Origin of the sequence: Bacillus sp. RCC_6_1 (assembly GCF_041360755.1) — a bacterium.
GTDB classification, from domain to species: domain Bacteria; phylum Bacillota; class Bacilli; order Bacillales; family Bacillaceae_G; genus Bacillus_A; species Bacillus_A cereus.
The window spans coordinates 502,549-521,788 of the sequence record NZ_JBFUPV010000002.1 but is presented as its reverse complement, the minus strand read 5'-3'; the positions used below and the strand labels follow the sequence as shown (position 1 = coordinate 521,788).

Below are 19,240 nucleotides of genomic sequence, written 5' to 3'. Positions count from 1 at the left end.
CTCCTTATAGCATCATTTTTGCTTTCGTGAATACATGCTGTAATTCTTCCATTGATAAATTATCTTTTTCTAAAGACGCAAATAATTCTTTCAACTCTGTATAACGTTTTTGCTCCTCTAATGCAGCAATATCATATTCTAGCGGAACGTGCTTCACTGTTACGTTCGCTTGTTCAAATAACTCTATGGCGTATGGATGATTTTTATAATCCTGCGCATAATAAACCGCTGTAATACCACTTTGAATAATTGCCTTACAACATTGTAAACAAGGGAAATGCGTAACGTAAATTTCTGCTTCCTCTGTTTTCGCACCAAACTTGGCACATTGTAATAAAGCATTCATTTCGGCATGAATTGTCCGAACACAATGATTATCGATTACGTAACAACCATCATCTATACAATGTACGCCACCTTTAATTGAACCATTATACCCACCAGCAATAATTCGTTTATCGCGAACGATTGTCGCTCCTACCGCAAGCCTTGTACATGTACTACGCAAAGATAGTAGATGGCTTTGCGTCATAAAATATTGATCCCATGAAATTCGTTCCATATTTTTCACCTACTTTTTTGTCTACTTGTAGTGTAGCGAAAGAAGAAAAACTTCGTCAATCTTTTACGGAATAATAATTTGACCTTTTATCTTTTCAAGAGACTTCGCACCAATCCCATCAATCTCTAATAAATCTTCTATTTTCTGAAACGGACCATGTTCTTCTCGATATTTCAAAATACTTTCTGCCTTTCGAGAGCCAATCCCTGTAATTTTTTCTAGTTGTTCTTTCGCCGCTGTATTTATTCGAATCTTGCCATCTTCCTTAGAAGAAGTAAGCCCCCCTTGTTCTGACTCATTTTTACTCGGTATATAAAGAAGCATTTGATCTTGTACAATTTGTGCTAAATTTACTTTTTTCATATCTACTTCTGATAAAAAACCACCAGCCTTTTGAACCGCATCCTTTACGCGATCTCCTTCCTTCATTTCATATACCCCTTCTTTACTAACCGCTCCTTTCACATCAATTATAATTGTTCTTTTCTGTTCCTTTGTATCCGATATTTTCGGTTTACCCTTTTTTTCTATCTCCTTCTCTTGTACATTCATTGTAATAGGCGTTCGTTCTACATTCTGATTCGTTTTCCAAAAAACAAGAAAAAGTAAAGTTCCAATAATAGCTACTAAACCTAACCACTTTTTCGGAAAATCCCACATCATTTTACACCTCTAATCATAAATTTATAACATCATTCATATTGTTTAGGAGAAAGCTGTTACGAAGGAGGGATGAAACTTTGAACATAGGAATTATAGGGACAGGAAACATGGGAAATATACTAATCGATGCATTTTTAGAAACCCGTGCTGTCAAACCTTCTTGCCTTACAATCATTAATCGGACGCCCGCAAAAGCATATCATATAAAAGAAAAATACCCTTCTGTTCAGATAGCAAAAACAATCCCGGAAGTAATCGAACAATCACAACTTATTTTTATTTGTGTTAAGCCGATAGATATATACCCTATCCTAAAAAAATACGCTGAACATTTTTCTGATGAAACGTGCTTAGTTTCTATTACAAGTCCAATATCTCCATCACAATTAGAGACTCTCGTACCTTGCCACGTCGCGCGTATCATTCCAAGTATCACAAATCGCGCTCTCTCTGGCGCCTCACTATTTACATTTGGAGATAATTGCTCTGAAGAATGGCAACAAAAACTACTTCGTCTATTCAAAAACATTTCTACACCTCTTGTAATAAAAGAAGATATAACGCGCGTTTCATCTGATATAGCAAGTTGCGGTCCTGCTTTCTTTAGTTATTTACTACAATGCTTCATTAACGCTGCTGTAGATAAAACAAATATTACACACGAAGAGGCTACTACTTTAGTAAGTGAAATGGTCGTGGGGATGGGGAAATTACTTGAAAAAGAAATCTTCACATTACCTACCTTACAAGAAAAGGTTTGCGTGAAAGGCGGCGTTACTGGGGAAGGCATTCGGGTTTTAGAAGAACACGTTGGAGATATGTTCCATAAGTTAATCGAGCGAACACATGAAAAATTTGATGAAGATTTAGAATGCGTTGATCAGCAATTCAATAAACACACATAATAAATACGTCATTTTCATTCCAAATCCTTTTTATAAATACTTACTTTTTTACAATACATTTTCACTTCAACTACTATTCCCACACTTTACGCATACGATCTTTAGATTATGCTAGAACTAAAAATACATCTTCTTTATAAAACAAAAGCAACCTTCTCGGTTGCTTTTGTTTTTATCCATTTTTCTTCGCCATGAAGAAAATACGCTCTGTTTGTTCTGTAACTTCAAGTCGCTCAAAATCACCTGTTACACGAAGCACTGTAAAACCTGCTTCTTCAAGCCATTTCGTTAACTCTTCCACTTGATATGCACGTTGCACGTGACATTCGTCAAACCGATGGTACACATCTTCTTCTGGATCTTGAACAAAGAATGTTAAATCATGCTCTACACTATTTGATTCTTCACCAGGGAAGCAATTCCAAATAAGAGATATTTCTTCTCCATTCACTGTATACGTTTCATTTTGAAATACATGATGTATTTTATATAAAGAGTGTACATCAAATAAAAACAAACCATCTTGACGTAAATGGTGAAATACTCTTCTAAATGTTTCTTGTACTCCATCTTCTTGCAATACATAATTTAATGAATCACAAAAAATCGTTACACAGTCAAACTCACCCGGAACATCAAGCTCGCGCATATCTTGTTGGTAAAAAGGAATAAAATGCCCTTCTCCGCCTAGTTTTTGCTGAGCGACTGTTAACATTTCTTCTGAAAGATCGACACCTATTAAATCGTAACCCTTTTGCACAAGCGGCAGGGTTACATTACCTGTACCGCATGCTACATCAAGAATTTTTGCCTCTTTCATACCTGCCTGCTGTAAACTTCCCTCTGTAAATTCCACCCATTTATCATAAGGGACATCATTCATTAGTTCGTCGTACAACAATGCAAATTGTTCGTATTTCATTGGCCTAACTCTTCTGTAATATCTTCACGTGGCACATCGCCCCATAGACGCTCTAAATTATAGTGATTACGCTCATCTTTATGGAATACATGAGCAACTACATCTCCAAGATCAACTAATACCCAACGTGCTTCGTCAAACCCTTCCATACGTTGTACGTCGATTTGGAACTCATGTGCTTTTGATTTAATTTCACGTGCAATTGCTTGCACTTGTTTATCTGAATTTCCGTGACAAATAATGAAATAATCTGCAATTGGTGAAATACCTTGCATATTTAGGACAACCATATCTTCTGCTCTCTTATCATCAGCTGCTTTTGCCGCTAATACTAATAATTCTTTATCGTTCATTTACTCATTTCCTCCTTGATAACTGCATTGTATGTTTGGAATGTTAATGGATAAATCGTCTGATCTTTTTCCATTAAAAATTGAATTGTTCTCTTTAACGCAAATAATAGGGCTTGATTTATATCCGTATATGCGAGTTTACGAGCCTCTTCCACTCCTGGAAACTTTCGCCCAGGTTCAATGTAATCAGCTACATAAATCACTTTATCTAACATCGTCATATTCTCATGACCACTTGTATGATATGTAATAGCTTGCAAAATTTCAGAATCCGTAATGCCTACTTCTTTTTCTACTAAGTATGCCCCAACAGGTGCATGCCATAACTCTTTGTTATAGCAAAGTAAATCTTTCGGCAAATCTTCACGTTTAATAATCTCTTCCATTTCTGAAATTGCTCTACATTTCGCATAATCATGGAATATAGCTGCCATCTCTGCTTTTTTCTCGTCCACACCGTATAACTTAGCAAGCTCAATCGCTGTCTCCATTACACCAATTGTGTGTATATAACGTTTTTCATGCATTTGTTGTTTGACAATATGCAGTGCATTCTCACGATTCATACAACCCATTCCTCTCGATATATACCTGTACTTTTTCAGGAAGTAAATATTTACACGTTTTCTTCTCTTTATATCTCTCACGTAATAAGGATGAAGAAACTGCAAATTCCGGAATTTCCACTGTAGTAATCTTATATGGTGTATGCAATGTATACCCAGGTCTTGCAACTCCAACAAACGTTACAAGATTAAGTAAAGCTTCAATGTTATACCACTTCGGTAAATATTCAACCATATCCCCACCAATAATAAAGTGAAACTGCACATCCGGATACTTCTTCGTCAATTGTAACATAGTGTCATACGTATAAGATGGGCCCTTCCTACTTAGCTCTTCTAAACAAATAGAAAAGTGTTCTTCTGCCTCAGTCGCGAGCTCTAACATATGTAAACGACTTTCTACACTTGTAATATTCCGCCCTTGTTTATGTGGGGGAATCTGGTTTGGCAAGAACCATACTTCTTCCAAGTTCAAAGCGTGATATACTTCATTTGCAATTAGCAAATGTCCATAGTGAGGCGGATCAAATGTACCGCCAATGATGCCAATTTTCCTCAAAAGAAACGCCCCTTCCTTTTATATACAGCAACTCTCCTCGGTTAGAAATGAAGAGAGTTGCTATTAATAAAAGTTCAATTGGTTTCGCTCTCTACATCATTACGCATCAGCGATAAAAATAGCCCATGCTAATCTTTTTATCGAGGAAGCTTAATTTGTTTATTTTCTCTTGATTCTTTGTATAAAACGATTGTGCTTCCAATTACTTGAACGATTTCAGCACGTGCACCTTTTGCAAGTTCTTCCGCAACCTCACGGCGATCAAATTCACAGTTTTGTAATACACTTACTTTAAATAACTCACGAGCTTCTAAAGTATCTGCAATTTGTTTAATCATATTTTCATTTACTCCGCCTTTTCCTACTTGAAAAATTGGTGTTAAATGATGTGCTTGTGCACGTAAAAATCTTTTTTGTTTTCCTGTTAACATATATGTTAGCCTCCAAGCTTTTCTATAACTAATTGTTTCATTCTCTCGATATTTGGGGTGCGTCCTGTCCACATTTCAAATGCAAGTGCTCCTTGATAAACAAACATATCAATACCATTTTGAATGATTGCACCTTGCTCTTTTGCCTCACATAAAATTTTCGTTTCAAATGGATTATAAATTATATCTGATACAATCGTTCCTTTTTTTAACGAACAAATTTGTAATGGCGTATATTCTACGTGCGGATGCATACCTATCGTTGTCGTCTGAATGATAATATCATAATTTCCTTGTTCTTCTGTCGCTTTTTCTAACGACAAAGCAACAGAATTAACATCGGCCGTACGTGCAGCAATAAGTTCCTTCGCCTTATTTACTGTACGATTGGCTACATCAATCTCTTTTACACCTACATCAGCAAGAGAAAAATAAATAGCTCGGCTAGCACCACCTGAACCAAGTAACAAAATACGTTTCCCTTGAAGTGGTTCATTACTAATTGACTGCAGCGCTCGAACAAAACCAATCCCGTCTGTGTTATAGCCAATTAATCTTCCATCCTTATGAACCACTGTATTTACTGCACCGATTTTCCTTGCCAATGGGTCAATCTCATCCAAATACTCCATAATAGCAACCTTGTGCGGAGTTGTTACATTAAATCCTGAAATACCTAATGCTTTTAAACCTCTTACTGCTTCCCCTAGCAATTCCTCTTCAACAAGGAACGCATGATAATGGACATCCATATTCAAGTGTTCAAATGCATCGTTATGCATAACGGGTGATAATGAATGTCCAATTGGATTTCCGATTACACCATATAATTGTTTCATAAATCCCTCTCCATATTAAATTAAAGATTTACGTAGTGAAACACTTACTCCTTTTGGTACGTGTGCAACAATTTTTGCTCCTGGTTCGTTCACAGTAACCCATCCTAATCCAGAGAATACAACATCTGTTTTAGGTTCACGAATATTAAATTCGTATTTCACTAACTCAGGCATATTTGCTAATTCTTCTGGCGTTGGTGGGCTTAGTAAATCCCCGGCATGATTTTTATATAATTCATCTGCTTTCTCAAGCTTTGTACGATGGATTGTTAAGCGATTCGAGAAGTGACAAGTAAATGCACGACGACCACCACTTACATAATCAAAACGTGCCAATCCACTAAAGAATAACGTTTGTTCTTCATTTAATTGGAATACCATCGGCTTAATTTCTTTTGTTGGTGTAATAAGCTTTAAGCTTTGCTTTCCAACATAATGAGCCATTTGGTGGTGGTTAATAATACCTGGCGTATCATATAAAGAAGACTCTTCGTCCAATGGAATATCAATTAAATCCAGTGTTGTTCCTGGGAAATGAGATGTTGTAATTACATTTTCAGTCTCATCACTAAATTCTTTAATCATACGATTAATAAATGTCGATTTCCCTACATTCGTACATCCAACAACATAAACATCTTTGCCGCCGCGATAATACTCAATAGCATCTGCTAGTTCAGCAATTCCTTGTCCCTTCGCTGCACTAATTAAAAAGACATCTTCTGGTTTTAATCCTAGCTGCTTTGCACTATAGCGCATCCAATGTTTTACTTTATCATGTTTTACTGACTTTGGAATTAAATCAGCTTTATTTCCAACAAGTAATACTTTATTATTCCCTACGAAACGATGTAAGCCAGGTAACCAGCTACCATTAAAATCAAAAATATCTACAATTTTGACTACTAATGCATCTGATTTTCCAATTCCATTTAAAATGCGTAGGAAGTCATCATCTGTTAACGATACATCTTGAATTTCATTGTAATGCTTCAAGCGAAAACAACGTTGACAAATGACTTGTTCTTTCTCTAAAGATGAGGCAGGAGCATACCCCACTTCGTTTTTATTTTCTGTTTGAATTTCTACACCGCAACCAATACATTTAATTGTTTCAGTCAAACTTTATTCCTCCCAGTTAATTAAACCTTTTTTCTTCATATTTTTCATAATTCTTCGTTCAATTTTTCGATTAAAGCGCGTTACTAATCCGTCCGTTTGTGCTACCGGTACAACTAAAATTGTATGAAGGCCTACTCGGTTTCCACCAAGCACGTCAGTCAGTAACTGATCTCCAATTACTACAACTTCATCTGGCTGCAAACGCATCTCTTGTATCGCACGCTTAAATGCGCGAACAAATGGTTTACGTGCACTATGAATAAATGGAATACCTAATGGATCAGCAAAATCTTTCACACGTTGCTCATTATTATTTGAAACGACCGTTACTTGAATGCCTTGCTCTTTCATTTCCAAGAACCATTTTTCAAGTTGCGGCGTTGCATTGGGACGATCCCATTCAATTAAAGTGTTATCTAAGTCAGTAATAACGCCTTTAATCCCACGTTTTTTTAAATCTTCTGGTTGAACATGATATACATTTTTCACATATTCATTTGGTAAAAATAGTTTCAATTTCTTTCACCTCTTTGAGGATTTTTCATAAAATTTTTCGACAACATTTTTCGATATATAACCTGTGGATAAAATTGTACACATTTTCCACATTAATTTTTCAGTTAATTTGGAATTTACTAACAAACTATACACACTTTATCCACCTAGGTATGTGGATAACCACTCGTTTGTGACTGTCATATTTTTTTGGTACATTAAATGCATCAACGAATCAATCCTTATATTATTAGGAGGTGACTCACCTTGAAAACAAAACATATGGAACAGTTATCCACTGAGTTACTCACTGAGTCTTATTATAAAGCAAAAGAACTAAAATTAAATCCCGACTTCATTTTACTTATAAAACAAGAAATCATTAGACGCTCATTAGAGGACAAGCTTGTCAAATCATCTTGATTACATATAAAGTGAAAGTTTAATCAGCCCTTACCAATCAAACAGTTACAGGATAAATTATTAGATGCCCTGTAAAAAGAGCCATCCTACGATGGCTCTCGAATAAACAAGTACTCCCATCTAGGGGATTTCATCATTAAGTATCTTTGCCCATAACTCTTACTTACGGTTATAAAAGCTTTTCTTTATTTATGAGCTAAGCGAGTAGCTATTTTTTCACCAAGACGAAGCTCTTGTCCACTCTTTAATTCCTGCACTACTTCTATCATATCTTTTTCAAACAATAACACAACTGTTGAACCAAATGTAAAGTATGCCATTTCTTCACCTTTTTGAACAGTGTCTCTCTCATGCAAAAGCTCAATACTATTAACAAACATAGCACCTACTTTTACAAGAGCCATATGCTCGCCATCACTGCTTACTTCTGTAACAGAACGATAATTTTTTGACAGTGGTTCTTTCCCGTATTCCATACCAGCTGCATTTACCGGATATGATTTTCTACCGAGTACAAATCTTTCAGTCACAGAACCAGAAAGCGGACTATGAATGCGATGATAATGACTTGGACTCAAATAAATTACCATATATGTACCGCCTGCATATCGCGTTGCACGTTCTTCATTACCTAGCATATCCACGATTGAATAGCGCTTTCCTTTAATATCAAATGTTTTTGTATCCTCAATAGGACCATGATCTGCAAAAACACCATCAACAGGACTAACGATACTCGATGCATCTGTATCAATACTACGCTTTCCTTCTTTTAGCTTACGCGTAAATAATTCATGCAATGTTCTATATTCCTTCAAACCCTTTTCCATCTCATCTTGATTAATTTGAAAAACTTTCGCGTACGATGGAATAATGATAGAGCTCAAACGAGATTGTGCAAATTTACGTAATATATAAGAAGTAAAGCGACCATTTGTAAGTTCTATCATAAGTCGATATAATGTACGTCGCAAATTGCGAAACCCCCTAATCAGTCTATAACTTTAGTTTTCCCTTCTTTTCTTTCTATATCATATGTAAAATTGGTTCTTATTCCCACATATCATATAAAGCAGCCTTATTATATATACAGAAAACTAAGTATGGTATTATTCTTAAATTATTTAGCACCTTCTAATATTACAGATAGAATCCGTCATTTTCAACAGTGAACATGTATTTCTTCTTAGCATAACGCGTTTTCTTTTCTTATTTACAATAAGAAAAGCAGCCCATTTTAAATATGGCTGCTTCTAATACACTTTACTCTTTCGCTTTTTTCTCTTTCTCTGCCCTTACAAACTCGTGGAACATTTTCATTAAAGCACGCTTTTCAATCCGTGATACGTAGCTTCTAGAAATACCAAGCGCCTTAGCGATTTCCCGCTGTGTTTTCTCCTTATCTAGCCCAAGTCCAAAACGTTTCACAATCACTTCTTTTTCTCTTTCGTCTAAAATATCGATATACTCTTTAATTTTTTCTAACTCCATACTAAGCTGAATCATATCAATTACATCTTCAGACTCTGATTTTAATATATCAATAAGCGATATTTCATTGCCCTCTTTATCTTGCCCGATCGGATCATGAAGTGAAACATCTTTTTTCGTTTTCTTTAGTACACGTAAATGCATCAAAATTTCATTTTCAATACAGCGTGCTGCATACGTCGCAAGCTTCGTTCCCTTTCCTGCAGAATAGCTCTCGATCGCTTTAATGAGCCCGATTGTACCAATTGAAATTAAATCTTCTGCATCTTCTCCTGTGTTCTCAAATTTTTTAACGATATGAGCTACAAGCCGTAAATTATGTTCAATTAAAAGATTTCTCGCTTGAGCATCACCTTGCTCCATTAACTCTAAGTACTTTCTCTCATCATCTGATGATAACGGCTGCGGGAACGCATTGTTCTTCACATAAGAAACAAAGACAAACACTTCTCGAACCATATATCCAATTGCGGCGAATAGACTCAAACCTTTCACCTCCGCCAAAATAGTGGTCTTTATTATGTGTATGTGGGCGTGAGGTTGTTTGTGTCTGTACAGTTTATTTATAAAACTCAACACTTCTAACATTTAAAATATTTTATCGTTATATTATAATTAAATAAAATTGTTATTTATATATGAATATGCTATTAAAGGGGACACTATTCATGATTACATTAGAACGATTATTAAATGTAACAATTTATTTAGGGGTATTTTTACTTTTCATTTCGTTCATTACTTTTGTTATTAAAAGAGGACCTGATTTATTATTTTTTCAATTTGGAATTTCTTTATTTTTTGGAGCTCAAATTATAACTGGAATAAAATTTTTTCATAACTATGGTTTCTCCTTTCACTCAAAACTAGAACTACTTATCTTTATTTTCTATGTAATTGGAATTATTACATGTATACTATTATTCTTTCACTTTCAAAATCCGTATCGAATTTTTTTATTAATCTGTAGTTGTTTATTTTTAACTGGATCCAATTATTACTTTAAAGAAACATTAAATTTTAGTAAAAAAATTCCAAATCAAAACAAAACTTTTTTAAGTACACAAGATGACTCTTTTCCAAAAGAAGTTCGTAAATTTTCAGAGGATTACAACAACATAATAAGAAATGATTTTTATGAAATACCGATGATTCCTACTGAATTACAGATTACAAGCAAAAAAGATTCTTCCCATAGTACATCTTACTTAGTTGAACTTCATAATAGCGAGAATGAAATTACTGATGACTCTGTACAATTAACTCCATCAGACCGTTTTTATGTGCTGTTAAATAAACAAAAAACAAAAATATCAAAAATAGTATATGAAGGGCAGAATTTTTTCACATTTACAGTCACACTAAAGGCTCTTAATTTACAGCAAGAACCAGAAATTCATAATATGTTTTTAGAAATAGATAAACGTAGAGCGATGAATCTTCTTAATTTTGAAATTAAAGCCCATACTAAAGAATGGAAAGTAATATTTAAAAGTGATAGTTCTTATTCCAATCTTCCTATCACATTTACTTTTGAAAAACGAACAGGCAAAGTATAAAAATAAAAAGAGTTATTTTTTCTTTGAAAAATAACTCTTTTTATTTTACTTACTCCAAATCTTTCTCCCCGCTTGGGCATCAATATAACGAATTTCCCGCCTACAATCAAAAGGTTCTTTATGTTTTTCATCTGTCGTTTGTTTGTAAAGTAGTTTGTATTTCGTTTCCTCTGCATCATGATCTAAAGACCATTCTAATTTAACTCGGATAGCCTCTCTGTATATTTCTAACGCTTTTTCTTTAGTTACTTTTGGTGTTATTTCGTATGTGAGCAATTCTTTTATAAAGTTGCTAGACTCCCCCGAGTAGTGCATAACAGCACCATTTTCTGCATTGATGTTAATCATAAATTGGTTATACTCTGCCGGAATATCATTTATATATACAGAAAAGATAAATCTTTCAATCCCATCTTCTGCTTCTTCACGTTCCTCCCAAAGACGCAGATATTGTGTGATATCTGGAATAACTCGTTCTAAAAATTGAAGTGCTTTTTGTAAACATTCCTCTCTAGACAGTATTTGCTTTACTTCTTTATCATCTGTCAGTTTTATAAAACCAGTTAATTCATTGGTTAATTTATCAATTTTAACGCTAACTAAATTATTATATTTCAACATCGGTAAATGCTTTTTAAAGAATTCATTCATTAAATATGGATTCTTTTCTTCTTTCTGTTTTTGTAATTCCTCTTTCGGAACAAATTTCATCCTTATTTCATCATCATTTTCTGTCTCATCTACTTTTGTAAAACCTTCTTTATTCCAGTCAAATAATTCGAATACTTCACCTCGTTCGTTACCTTTTTTCGATTTTTCAACAGCTACAGCCGAAGGCAATTTATAATGATCTGGTCCAAATAAATCTTTACCTGTACTTGCATCAATAAACGCATGACTAGGCTCTGGTTCATATACAAGATGGTACCCTTTTACTTCTTCCCCGTTTTCATACTCACATGAAGAGTATGTTAAATCTATAAATACAAGTCTCATATCTTGTCTAGCTTTCAAATTTTCTAAAACGATATTCTCCTCAACAATTTCACTTGGCCATAACGGTTTTTTCTCTATAGCTTTTTGTCCATTGTAATGAAAATGCACAACATTACCTGAAGAGTGCACTCGCACAACGCACCCTGTATTCGGCAATGGATAGCTATTCACTTCTTGCATATAATTTACTTCTTTCCAACCGCGCCTGTCGTCCTTAACCGTTACATATGTATAGAATTCATATCCTTCTTTTGTATATTTTTTCAAGAACGCATTTGCAATCTCTCTTGCCTTCTTCTCCTCTATCGCTTCCTTGCCACTTGAAAAAGGATTTTCATCATCTATCCTAAATTCAATTAAATTACCAGTATGTCTATTCAATGTAATTTGTATCGTTCTCTCCTGATCCTCTTTATGCTCCCACCATAATAGATGATACGGGTCATCAACCCCTTCTTGATCATCTACAACAAGACTATATTCATCTGGAATATTAATAATATGAGCCACTTGCTCTTTTCTTTCTTTATCTTTTTGATTCATCATACTGCTCCCTTTATTACAATTTAAGGTAATTATAACAAACAAAACTAAAGAACTATAAAAAAAGACTAGAGATATCTCTAGTCTTCTACTTCGTTTCACGATGTAACGTTACTCGCTTTAATCGTGGACAATATTTTTTTAATTCGATGCGTTCTGGATTGTTTCGTTTATTTTTTTTAGAAATGTAATTACGATCACCGCACTCCGTACAAGCTAATGTAATATTTACACGCATATTTAATTCTCCTTTCTTTCAAAAATCGCAACTAAAACGTAATGATTACGATTTATACATTATAAAACTTCATTCCATTTGTCAATTGCAAAAACAAGAAGATTCCATTTAGAATCCCCTTGTTTTTATAGTTAAATAAATTTTCTCCCGCATTAACGGGCAGTAAGACCCCCACTGATTAAAAGTTTCACTTTATTAAAACGATTCGTATGTAACAAACTCACTAATCGGCTTTCGATATCCTCGTGGGCGAGTTTTAGTCGTATCACTTTTTCCTATCGTAATCATTAAAACAGGTACTATATGCTCCGGCATATTTAATTCACTTTGTACTGCTTTTTCATCGAAACCAATCATTGGACATGTATCATAGCCATAATATTTAGCTGCGTACATAAAAGTCATCGCGCTTAACGAAGCATTTCTAATCGCTTCATCCTCCATGAAACGCTCTCCTTTTCCTTCATATAAACCTTTCGTTTGCCTAATTGTATCTTCATATTCACATTCATCAATCATTTTTAAAACTTTCATACCGAAGTAAATATTTTCAACATTTTGGTATGCTTTTTTATCACCACAAACGAGCACTACCGCTGATGCACTCGATACTTTATATTGACCGAAAGCTAATTCTTTTAATCTTTCTTTTCGCTCTTGATCACGAATTACAACATAATGTGTGTGCTGCAAATTATAGCAAGATGGAGAAAGCTTAGTTAACTCAAATATTTTTTTAAAATCCTCATCAGGGATTTCTATACCTTGTATAAATTTCATTGCAGAACGTCTAGCAATTGCTAATTCTTCAAAGTTCACCATATATCCTCCTCGATAACTGTAAATTTAAATATACATTAATTTATACAAATAGATAAATCAAATAAAAACACTTTAAATCCGAATAATAATTATGATTAACAGCAAAAAAGACAAAAAGCTGAAACAATTAGTTCATACGAAATTCACACGAATCTATTACTATAGAAACTGTACATAGTGAACTTATTAACAATCACGTTTATTTATATAAAATCTTACTCGAAAGGAGTTGAAAGTATGAAAACTAAATATCGCTTTATGATCTCATCATTTGCTGCTTGCGCTTATATGATTTGGTATTTAGTATAATAACGACCTCACTTGCAAATAGGAAAAGGTGTGTATATAAATGGAATATAATCAATCAACAGTTAACTACTGGAAAGCTTTTGTATTACCATATACATTTGCTTTAGAAGAGTTAAAAACTAAATTTGAAATTATGAACCGGGAAGCTCAATTTCTAGAGGATTACAACCCGTTTGAACATATAAAAACAAGACTAAAACAACCTGAAAGTATTATTAAAAAACTAGAGCGCAAAAGCTTATTACCAACAGTTGAAAATGCTCAAACACATTTACAAGATATTATTGGTATTCGTATTACATGTTGCTTCGTAGAAGATATCTATCATTTGAAAGAAGTCATTCAAAAACGCGAAGATATGGAAGTCATAGAAGTAAAAGATTATATCGCTAACCCAAAACGAAACGGATATAAAAGTTTACACATGATCATTAAATACCCTTTATCACTAAATTCTGGTACAAAAGATGTATTTGCAGAAATTCAGTTACGTACACTGGCAATGGACTTTTGGGCAAGTTTAGAACACAAACTTTATTATAAATATGAAGGGAAAATACCGGAGTATTTAAAAGATGAACTACATGATGCAGCAATGAAAGCTGAAGATCTGGATAATAAAATGGCCACAATTCGTCAAGATATTGATGATATTGAGGCATGTTCAAATCAAATTATGCTACCACTATAAAAAAAGGTTCTCGCCAATGAGAACCTTTTTTCTATCATTTTTGGGAAGTACGACTCCACACTTATTAAAGTTTCACGTTATTTTTTCTCTATTGTTCGAACCTCTTCAATCTTCCATTTATCCTCTTCTTTTCCAAGGGCATACTGTACTTTCTTTTGAAGAGTAATACTGTCGTCTACTTCCTTTTCTTTCGTTTCAACAATAACATACCCTACTTTACTAACTTTCATATCTATATGTTCCAATTCAATTTTCTTATTTCCCTTTTGAAATGCGGCTTCTTTTTGTGTTTTTAAGTCTTCAGCACTAGGCATCTTCTTTGAAAATAACTCCATATGTTCTGCAAGATTTTTTTCATTGGTCGTTCGCACAAATGTATGAATAACATCTTGAATAGATCTCTCTTCTTCTTTTGTTATTTGTACCTTTTCCTCAGTTTTTTTAGTAGTAGATTTTTGTTCTACGTTATTCTCTTCTTGTTGACATCCAACTAGTAGTACTACAAACACTAAAAGGAATCTTAATTTTCTAAATAATTTTTCCATATTCCCAACTCCTAAAAAGAAAAGTGAGGCATTCCGCCTCACTTTCGCTCTTAATTAGCGTCTTCCTTTATTGGGATCGCCACCGCCAACAATATCAAAGACACGTTTCGCTATATTTGTATTCTCTTGAACGCCAGAGAACAAGTATTTACCTGGACCAAATGCATACACGTTCACATCTTCCCCTGTATGTCCACCTGTTGTCCAGCCTGTAACCGAGCGCTTATTGAAAATATCTTCAATTGCATTATCAATCTTTGTTACATCTTTTGACGGAGCTATATCATTTACAGCTTGAATTTCTTCTGGAGTTAATTGTAAATCAATATACTTTTTCAATGTTTCTTCTACATTTGCACCTTTTGCAATCTCATTTGCCATAAAGTCTGGTGTGCGTTTTGCAGCTTTAATTGGATCTACTTTAAAGTTATACTCGCCATTGGCACCTAAAGATAAGCCACCAGTAGCGTGATCTGCCGTTGCAACAACTAACGTATTTTTATCTTTTTTCGCAAACTCAATCGCTGCTTTGAAAGCTTTTTCGAAGTCTTCCATTTCACTCATTGCACCAACAATATCATTATCATGTCCAGCCCAGTCGATTTGACTTCCTTCCACCATTAAGAAGAAACCATTTTTATTTTTGTTCAAACGCTCAATTGCTGCATTAGTCATTTCTTCTAATGAAGGTGTTTTCTCATTGCGGTCAATCATTTTATCTAATCCACCTGGTGCAAATAAACCAAGAATTTGATCATTTTTATCATTTAACAATTGATCTCGATCCGTTACATAGCTATAACCAGATTTCTTAAACTCTTCTGTAAGATTACGATCTTTTCTAACAAAGTTCTTTACGCCGCCGCCAAGCATAACATCTACCTTATGCTTCCCTTTAATTTTCTCATCAAAATAATCATTTGCAATTGCGTCCATATTTTTACGGCTAATGTCATGCGCACCGAAAGCAGCTGGTGTTGCATGTGTAATTTCAGAAGTTGCAACGAGTCCCGTTGATTTCCCTTTTTCTTTCGCTTGCTCAAGAACTGTTTTCACTTCCGCTTTATCATTATCAACTGCAATTGCAGCATTATATGTTTTAATTCCTGCTGACATAGCTGTTGCTGCCGATGCAGAGTCTGTAATATTTTCATGTTCATCTTCTGGGTATGTTTTTTGTGTTCCTACAAGATGCTTATCAAATTCTGTAGATTCCATTTCAAAGGTTTTTGGATTATCTTTCATATAACGGTGAGCCGTCATATATGAAGGACCCATACCATCCCCAATTAATACGATAACATTTTTAATCTTTGCATTGCTTCCGTTCTCATCTGCATTAACCTCACTAGAACGAGTAAAATTCCATGTTGCTACCGAAGTAACTGCTAATGATGCCACAACTGCAAATGGCCATGCTTTTTTCACAAACTTTTTCACTGTCTTGTCCCCCTAATTAGGTTATTCATTTCCCACTATCAAATTTAATGGAAGACTATTAAGAGAAAATTAGCTGTATGTAAATTTTTTGTTAACTTATGTAAATATCAGTTATAATTTGTATAAGTTTGTCTTTTTGTATCAATCATTCCGCCCTTTACAATTTAAATATAAACAAGTTGGATTTCATTTAACGTAAATCTCTTTTTTTACATTTTGACTCTATGTTTATGAAAATAAATAGAAATGCGGTGAGCCTTTATGAAAATAGTAAAGCTAAATGAATCTTTTATTTTTGAATTACTTAATCTTTGCAAATCTGTTGGATGGTTACACGATGAAATTTTTATGAAAAAACAATTCGAAATGTATCTTTCTATCGGCACACTTGTAGGTTACATTCATGAAAACAAACTCATTGCGACTGGAGGAGTATTTCCCTTTACAAGTAACTTCGCTTCCATTGGTATGTTAATCGTTCACCCTAATTTTCAAGGACGCGGAATAGGGCGCATGTTGCTAAATCATTGCTTGGAACAAATTCATCCAAAACAACCCATTGCACTTATTGCGACAAAAGCTGGCGAACCTCTATACACATCATGCGGATTTCAAACAGCAACAACGATTCATCGTTTTGAAAAGCAAACTATTAAGACGTACCCTTCTCACTTACAACAAGTACAAGAAGACCTTATACCTGTTACTTCTCTGGATCAAATTGCAACTGGTATGAATCGTTCTCTACTTTACTCTTTGCTATTACCAAGGGCCGTACACTCTTTTAAAATTGAAAGAAATAACTGTATAGAAGCTTTTTCATTATGCATACAAAAGGGCAATATATTATGTATCAATCCACTTATCGCCCAGCAAGAAGAAGATGCTATCCAATTATTAAAAAAGATATGTGAATGTTGGAATGGTATAGTACGAATTGATGTTCCACACTCACAATTTACATTTCGTCAATTTCTTCAAACAGAAAATTTCCAAGAAACGCTCCTTTCACCTCTTATGATAAAAAATGGTAGCCAACTTCCTGGAAATCGTAATATGCTATTTGCTATGATAGATACAGCGTTATGTTAGAAAGGAGACACCTAATTGAAGCGATTTAGCTATTTTATGGTAGGTTGTCTTACTCTTACACTATTAGTAGGATGTAGTGCAGCAGAAAAGCCAGTAGAACAAGTAAAACAAGTTAAAAATACAATTACAGCGAAACTAGCTACCGAGGAAAAAATGGTAGAAATAGATGGTCAAACCATTTACTTTAAAAAGATTGGTAATGAAAAACCACCTTTACTTATGATTCATGGCTTTGGAGGGTCATCAGATGGTTTTCAAAAGATTTACTCCGATTTAGCAAAAGATCATACAATTATTTCTGTAGATGCTTTAGGATTCGGGCGCTCATCTAAGCCAATGGATTTTTATTATTCTTTTCCAACTCATGCAAATTTGTATTATAAATTAATGAAAAAACTAGGGTATGATTCATTCGCAATACTGGGGCATTCCATGGGGGGAGAAATTTCTCTAAATTTAACATATTTATATCCTGAAGCAGTTACTCACCTTATTTTAACTGATGCTACAGGTGGCCCTCATACATTCGTTAATAAACAAGGCTCACCAAAACCACAATTGTCGACTGATTTAAATGCCGTTTCTTCTATTACAGATTATGATGAAAGCAAAGTGAAATTCAAACGTAATGATGAAGAGCATTATAATAAAATGAAATTATGGCCTAGACGTCTTAAAATTAATGCAAATGAAATAAAACAGCCAACTTTAATTATATGGGGCAGAAATGATAGTAGCGTTTCCTGGAAAGAAGGAGAAACGTATCATCAATTCTTAAAAAATAGCACTTTACATATTATTGAAAAAGGTTATCATGCACCATTTCGCCAAGAACCACAAGAATTTGTCGGGTATGTAAAAGATTTCTTTAAGAACAATCCGATTAAAGTTGAAAAATAACATAAACGGGTATCTCAAAATGAGATACCCGTTTTCATATATTAAGCAGCTTGCTTTTGGCGTTTTGGAGTTTTTGATCCTAATACTTTCGGGATAACGAAGCCATCCATTCCAAATTTCCCAGCGTTCATACCGGAAACAAGAACAAACATAGATAAGATAACCATCTCAGGGTTCACACCAATTGACCCACTAAACATATAGGAAAAGTTCATTACAAGACCAAAAAAGACCGCTGTTTTTGTTAAACAGCCTACAATTAAACCAATTCCGACTAAAATTTCTCCCCATGTTACAAGTGTATTAAACAAATCTACATTTGGAATTGCAAATTCTTGTAAGAATGATGCCCACCAAGATTGAACAGCCGGTTGTGCACCTTTAGATTTTTCAATTGCCCCTTGCAAATAACCTGTTGCATCGAATCCTTTTCCTTGTAGTTTACCGATTCCAGCCATTAACCATGTGTAACCAAGATATACTCGAATTACTGCTAATGCAAAAGAAACTGCTTTGTTTTCTCTTAAAAATTGAATAACCATATCTTCCTCCTAAAGTTGTAATTAAGTTAGTTACAGATAATATAATAACATTAGTTACTTATTTTTCAAACGTTAATTATGAATAATCTGTGACATGCGTATGAAACATTAAAAACTAACGTTTATATAGTAACTTTTATTACCTGTAAAAACTTGAACATATCATACCACAAGTGATAACCATTTTCATTGAAAAAAATGTAAAAAAAATGTGAGTTAAATGTGAAACACG

At 34.1% G+C, this 19,240-nt stretch carries 24 protein-coding genes; 6 read left to right on the top strand and 18 right to left on the bottom strand.

The window, feature by feature from the left end:
- Positions 1-4: 4 nt before the first annotated feature.
- Both AB6801_RS08790 and AB6801_RS08785 read right to left on the bottom strand, forming a co-directional pair.
- Positions 5-562, bottom strand: a complete 558-nt coding sequence (locus tag AB6801_RS08790) for a ComE operon protein 2 (RefSeq protein ID WP_000439773.1) — start codon at positions 560-562, stop codon at positions 5-7.
- 63 nt (positions 563-625) lie between these two features.
- On the bottom strand, positions 626-1,225 hold the full coding sequence (locus tag AB6801_RS08785; protein ID WP_098290470.1) for a helix-hairpin-helix domain-containing protein: 600 nt from the start codon (positions 1,223-1,225) through the stop codon (positions 626-628).
- Between the two features lie 77 nt (positions 1,226-1,302).
- Between AB6801_RS08785 and comER the strand changes: the two genes are divergently transcribed.
- The gene (gene comER, locus AB6801_RS08780) at positions 1,303-2,130 is read left to right on the top strand and encodes a late competence protein ComER (RefSeq protein ID WP_001020560.1); all 828 of its coding nucleotides are present in this window, start codon (positions 1,303-1,305) and stop codon (positions 2,128-2,130) included.
- Between the two features lie 172 nt (positions 2,131-2,302).
- On the opposite strand, the gene AB6801_RS08775 is transcribed toward comER, so the two are convergent.
- The 8 genes from AB6801_RS08775 to AB6801_RS08740 form a co-directional block, all read right to left on the bottom strand.
- Entirely contained in the window at positions 2,303-3,052 is a 750-nt protein-coding gene (locus AB6801_RS08775; protein WP_000873080.1) for a class I SAM-dependent methyltransferase, read from the bottom strand.
- Entirely contained in the window at positions 3,049-3,405 is a 357-nt protein-coding gene (rsfS, locus tag AB6801_RS08770; protein WP_000998193.1) for a ribosome silencing factor, read from the bottom strand. The genes AB6801_RS08775 and rsfS overlap by 4 nt, the downstream gene beginning before the upstream one ends.
- Complete coding sequence (gene yqeK, locus AB6801_RS08765; RefSeq protein WP_001078477.1) at positions 3,402-3,971, bottom strand: bis(5'-nucleosyl)-tetraphosphatase (symmetrical) YqeK; 570 nt, start codon at positions 3,969-3,971, stop codon at positions 3,402-3,404. The genes rsfS and yqeK overlap by 4 nt, the downstream gene beginning before the upstream one ends.
- Positions 3,961-4,530 carry a nicotinate-nucleotide adenylyltransferase gene (gene nadD / locus AB6801_RS08760; RefSeq protein ID WP_001226048.1) on the bottom strand — a complete coding sequence of 190 codons (570 nt, stop codon included), beginning with the start codon at positions 4,528-4,530 and terminating at the stop codon, positions 3,961-3,963. The genes yqeK and nadD overlap by 11 nt, the downstream gene beginning before the upstream one ends.
- Positions 4,531-4,667: 137 nt before the next feature.
- Positions 4,668-4,961 (bottom strand): ribosome assembly RNA-binding protein YhbY, encoded by a 294-nt coding sequence (yhbY, locus tag AB6801_RS08755; RefSeq protein WP_000955224.1) that lies wholly within the window; start codon positions 4,959-4,961, stop codon positions 4,668-4,670.
- A gap of 5 nt (positions 4,962-4,966) precedes the next feature.
- A complete protein-coding gene (gene aroE / locus AB6801_RS08750; protein WP_098290468.1) occupies positions 4,967-5,800 on the bottom strand; it encodes a shikimate dehydrogenase in 834 nt (277 codons plus the stop codon).
- Positions 5,801-5,815: 15 nt separating this feature from the next.
- Positions 5,816-6,922, bottom strand: a complete 1,107-nt coding sequence (gene yqeH, locus AB6801_RS08745) for a ribosome biogenesis GTPase YqeH (RefSeq protein ID WP_000140799.1) — start codon at positions 6,920-6,922, stop codon at positions 5,816-5,818.
- Between the two features lie 3 nt (positions 6,923-6,925).
- A complete protein-coding gene (locus AB6801_RS08740) occupies positions 6,926-7,438 on the bottom strand; it encodes a YqeG family HAD IIIA-type phosphatase (RefSeq protein ID WP_000765314.1) in 513 nt (170 codons plus the stop codon).
- 246 nt (positions 7,439-7,684) lie between these two features.
- Here AB6801_RS08740 and sda point away from each other — a divergent pair, with 246 nt between their 5' ends.
- Positions 7,685-7,840: a sporulation histidine kinase inhibitor Sda gene (gene sda, locus AB6801_RS08735; RefSeq protein WP_000850094.1), complete on the top strand. Its 156-nt coding sequence runs from the start codon at positions 7,685-7,687 to the stop codon at positions 7,838-7,840.
- 185 nt (positions 7,841-8,025) lie between these two features.
- On the opposite strand, the gene AB6801_RS08730 is transcribed toward sda, so the two are convergent.
- Complete coding sequence (locus AB6801_RS08730) at positions 8,026-8,814, bottom strand: phosphatidylserine decarboxylase (RefSeq protein WP_001255000.1); 789 nt, start codon at positions 8,812-8,814, stop codon at positions 8,026-8,028.
- Between the two features lie 289 nt (positions 8,815-9,103).
- Positions 9,104-9,817, bottom strand: a complete 714-nt coding sequence (gene sigK, locus AB6801_RS08725; RefSeq protein ID WP_000051382.1) for an RNA polymerase sporulation sigma factor SigK — start codon at positions 9,815-9,817, stop codon at positions 9,104-9,106.
- A 152-nt stretch (positions 9,818-9,969) separates the two neighbouring features.
- Here sigK and AB6801_RS08720 point away from each other — a divergent pair, with 152 nt between their 5' ends.
- Positions 9,970-10,890: a hypothetical protein gene (locus AB6801_RS08720; protein WP_080024551.1), complete on the top strand. Its 921-nt coding sequence runs from the start codon at positions 9,970-9,972 to the stop codon at positions 10,888-10,890.
- Between the two features lie 45 nt (positions 10,891-10,935).
- On the opposite strand, the gene AB6801_RS08715 is transcribed toward AB6801_RS08720, so the two are convergent.
- From AB6801_RS08715 to AB6801_RS08705, 3 genes are all read right to left on the bottom strand, one after another.
- Positions 10,936-12,429, bottom strand: a complete 1,494-nt coding sequence (locus tag AB6801_RS08715; RefSeq protein WP_001072071.1) for a YcdB/YcdC domain-containing protein — start codon at positions 12,427-12,429, stop codon at positions 10,936-10,938.
- 88 nt (positions 12,430-12,517) lie between these two features.
- Positions 12,518-12,667 (bottom strand): 50S ribosomal protein L33, encoded by a 150-nt coding sequence (rpmG, locus tag AB6801_RS08710; RefSeq protein WP_001265617.1) that lies wholly within the window; start codon positions 12,665-12,667, stop codon positions 12,518-12,520.
- Between the two features lie 195 nt (positions 12,668-12,862).
- The gene (locus AB6801_RS08705) at positions 12,863-13,489 is read right to left on the bottom strand and encodes a nitroreductase family protein (protein ID WP_000245978.1); all 627 of its coding nucleotides are present in this window, start codon (positions 13,487-13,489) and stop codon (positions 12,863-12,865) included.
- 349 nt (positions 13,490-13,838) lie between these two features.
- Between AB6801_RS08705 and AB6801_RS08700 the strand changes: the two genes are divergently transcribed.
- The gene (locus tag AB6801_RS08700) at positions 13,839-14,489 is read left to right on the top strand and encodes a GTP pyrophosphokinase (RefSeq protein WP_000456230.1); all 651 of its coding nucleotides are present in this window, start codon (positions 13,839-13,841) and stop codon (positions 14,487-14,489) included.
- Between the two features lie 77 nt (positions 14,490-14,566).
- Here AB6801_RS08700 and AB6801_RS08695 read toward each other — a convergent pair whose 3' ends face one another.
- A complete protein-coding gene (locus tag AB6801_RS08695) occupies positions 14,567-15,034 on the bottom strand; it encodes a hypothetical protein (protein ID WP_097796377.1) in 468 nt (155 codons plus the stop codon).
- A 54-nt stretch (positions 15,035-15,088) separates the two neighbouring features.
- Entirely contained in the window at positions 15,089-16,474 is a 1,386-nt protein-coding gene (locus tag AB6801_RS08690) for an alkaline phosphatase (protein WP_000714912.1), read from the bottom strand.
- A 261-nt stretch (positions 16,475-16,735) separates the two neighbouring features.
- Here AB6801_RS08690 and AB6801_RS08685 point away from each other — a divergent pair, with 261 nt between their 5' ends.
- Positions 16,736-17,566, top strand: a complete 831-nt coding sequence (locus AB6801_RS08685) for a GNAT family N-acetyltransferase (RefSeq protein WP_370941061.1) — start codon at positions 16,736-16,738, stop codon at positions 17,564-17,566.
- 15 nt (positions 17,567-17,581) lie between these two features.
- Positions 17,582-18,466 carry an alpha/beta fold hydrolase gene (locus AB6801_RS08680; protein ID WP_000819810.1) on the top strand — a complete coding sequence of 295 codons (885 nt, stop codon included), beginning with the start codon at positions 17,582-17,584 and terminating at the stop codon, positions 18,464-18,466.
- 41 nt (positions 18,467-18,507) lie between these two features.
- Here AB6801_RS08680 and AB6801_RS08675 read toward each other — a convergent pair whose 3' ends face one another.
- Positions 18,508-19,008 carry a DoxX family protein gene (locus AB6801_RS08675; protein WP_000236592.1) on the bottom strand — a complete coding sequence of 167 codons (501 nt, stop codon included), beginning with the start codon at positions 19,006-19,008 and terminating at the stop codon, positions 18,508-18,510.
- Positions 19,009-19,240 lie beyond the last annotated feature (232 nt).

Bases quoted from the DNA above. Each gene is read 5' to 3' on its own strand.
- AB6801_RS08790 (WP_000439773.1), bottom strand. From the start codon at position 562: ATGGAACGAATTTCATGGGATCAATATTTTATGACGCAAAGCCATCTA.
- AB6801_RS08785 (WP_098290470.1), bottom strand. From the start codon at position 1,225: ATGATGTGGGATTTTCCGAAAAAGTGGTTAGGTTTAGTAGCTATTATT.
- AB6801_RS08775 (WP_000873080.1), bottom strand. From the start codon at position 3,052: ATGAAATACGAACAATTTGCATTGTTGTACGACGAACTAATGAATGAT.
- rsfS (WP_000998193.1), bottom strand. From the start codon at position 3,405: ATGAACGATAAAGAATTATTAGTATTAGCGGCAAAAGCAGCTGATGAT.
- yqeK (WP_001078477.1), bottom strand. From the start codon at position 3,971: ATGAATCGTGAGAATGCACTGCATATTGTCAAACAACAAATGCATGAA.
- yhbY (WP_000955224.1), bottom strand. From the start codon at position 4,961: ATGTTAACAGGAAAACAAAAAAGATTTTTACGTGCACAAGCACATCAT.
- aroE (WP_098290468.1), bottom strand. From the start codon at position 5,800: ATGAAACAATTATATGGTGTAATCGGAAATCCAATTGGACATTCATTA.
- AB6801_RS08720 (WP_080024551.1), top strand. From the start codon at position 9,970: ATGAATATGCTATTAAAGGGGACACTATTCATGATTACATTAGAACGA.
- AB6801_RS08715 (WP_001072071.1), bottom strand. From the start codon at position 12,429: ATGAATCAAAAAGATAAAGAAAGAAAAGAGCAAGTGGCTCATATTATT.
- rpmG (WP_001265617.1), bottom strand. From the start codon at position 12,667: ATGCGTGTAAATATTACATTAGCTTGTACGGAGTGCGGTGATCGTAAT.
- AB6801_RS08705 (WP_000245978.1), bottom strand. From the start codon at position 13,489: ATGGTGAACTTTGAAGAATTAGCAATTGCTAGACGTTCTGCAATGAAA.
- AB6801_RS08700 (WP_000456230.1), top strand. From the start codon at position 13,839: ATGGAATATAATCAATCAACAGTTAACTACTGGAAAGCTTTTGTATTA.
- AB6801_RS08695 (WP_097796377.1), bottom strand. From the start codon at position 15,034: ATGGAAAAATTATTTAGAAAATTAAGATTCCTTTTAGTGTTTGTAGTA.
- AB6801_RS08685 (WP_370941061.1), top strand. From the start codon at position 16,736: ATGAAAATAGTAAAGCTAAATGAATCTTTTATTTTTGAATTACTTAAT.
- AB6801_RS08675 (WP_000236592.1), bottom strand. From the start codon at position 19,008: ATGGTTATTCAATTTTTAAGAGAAAACAAAGCAGTTTCTTTTGCATTA.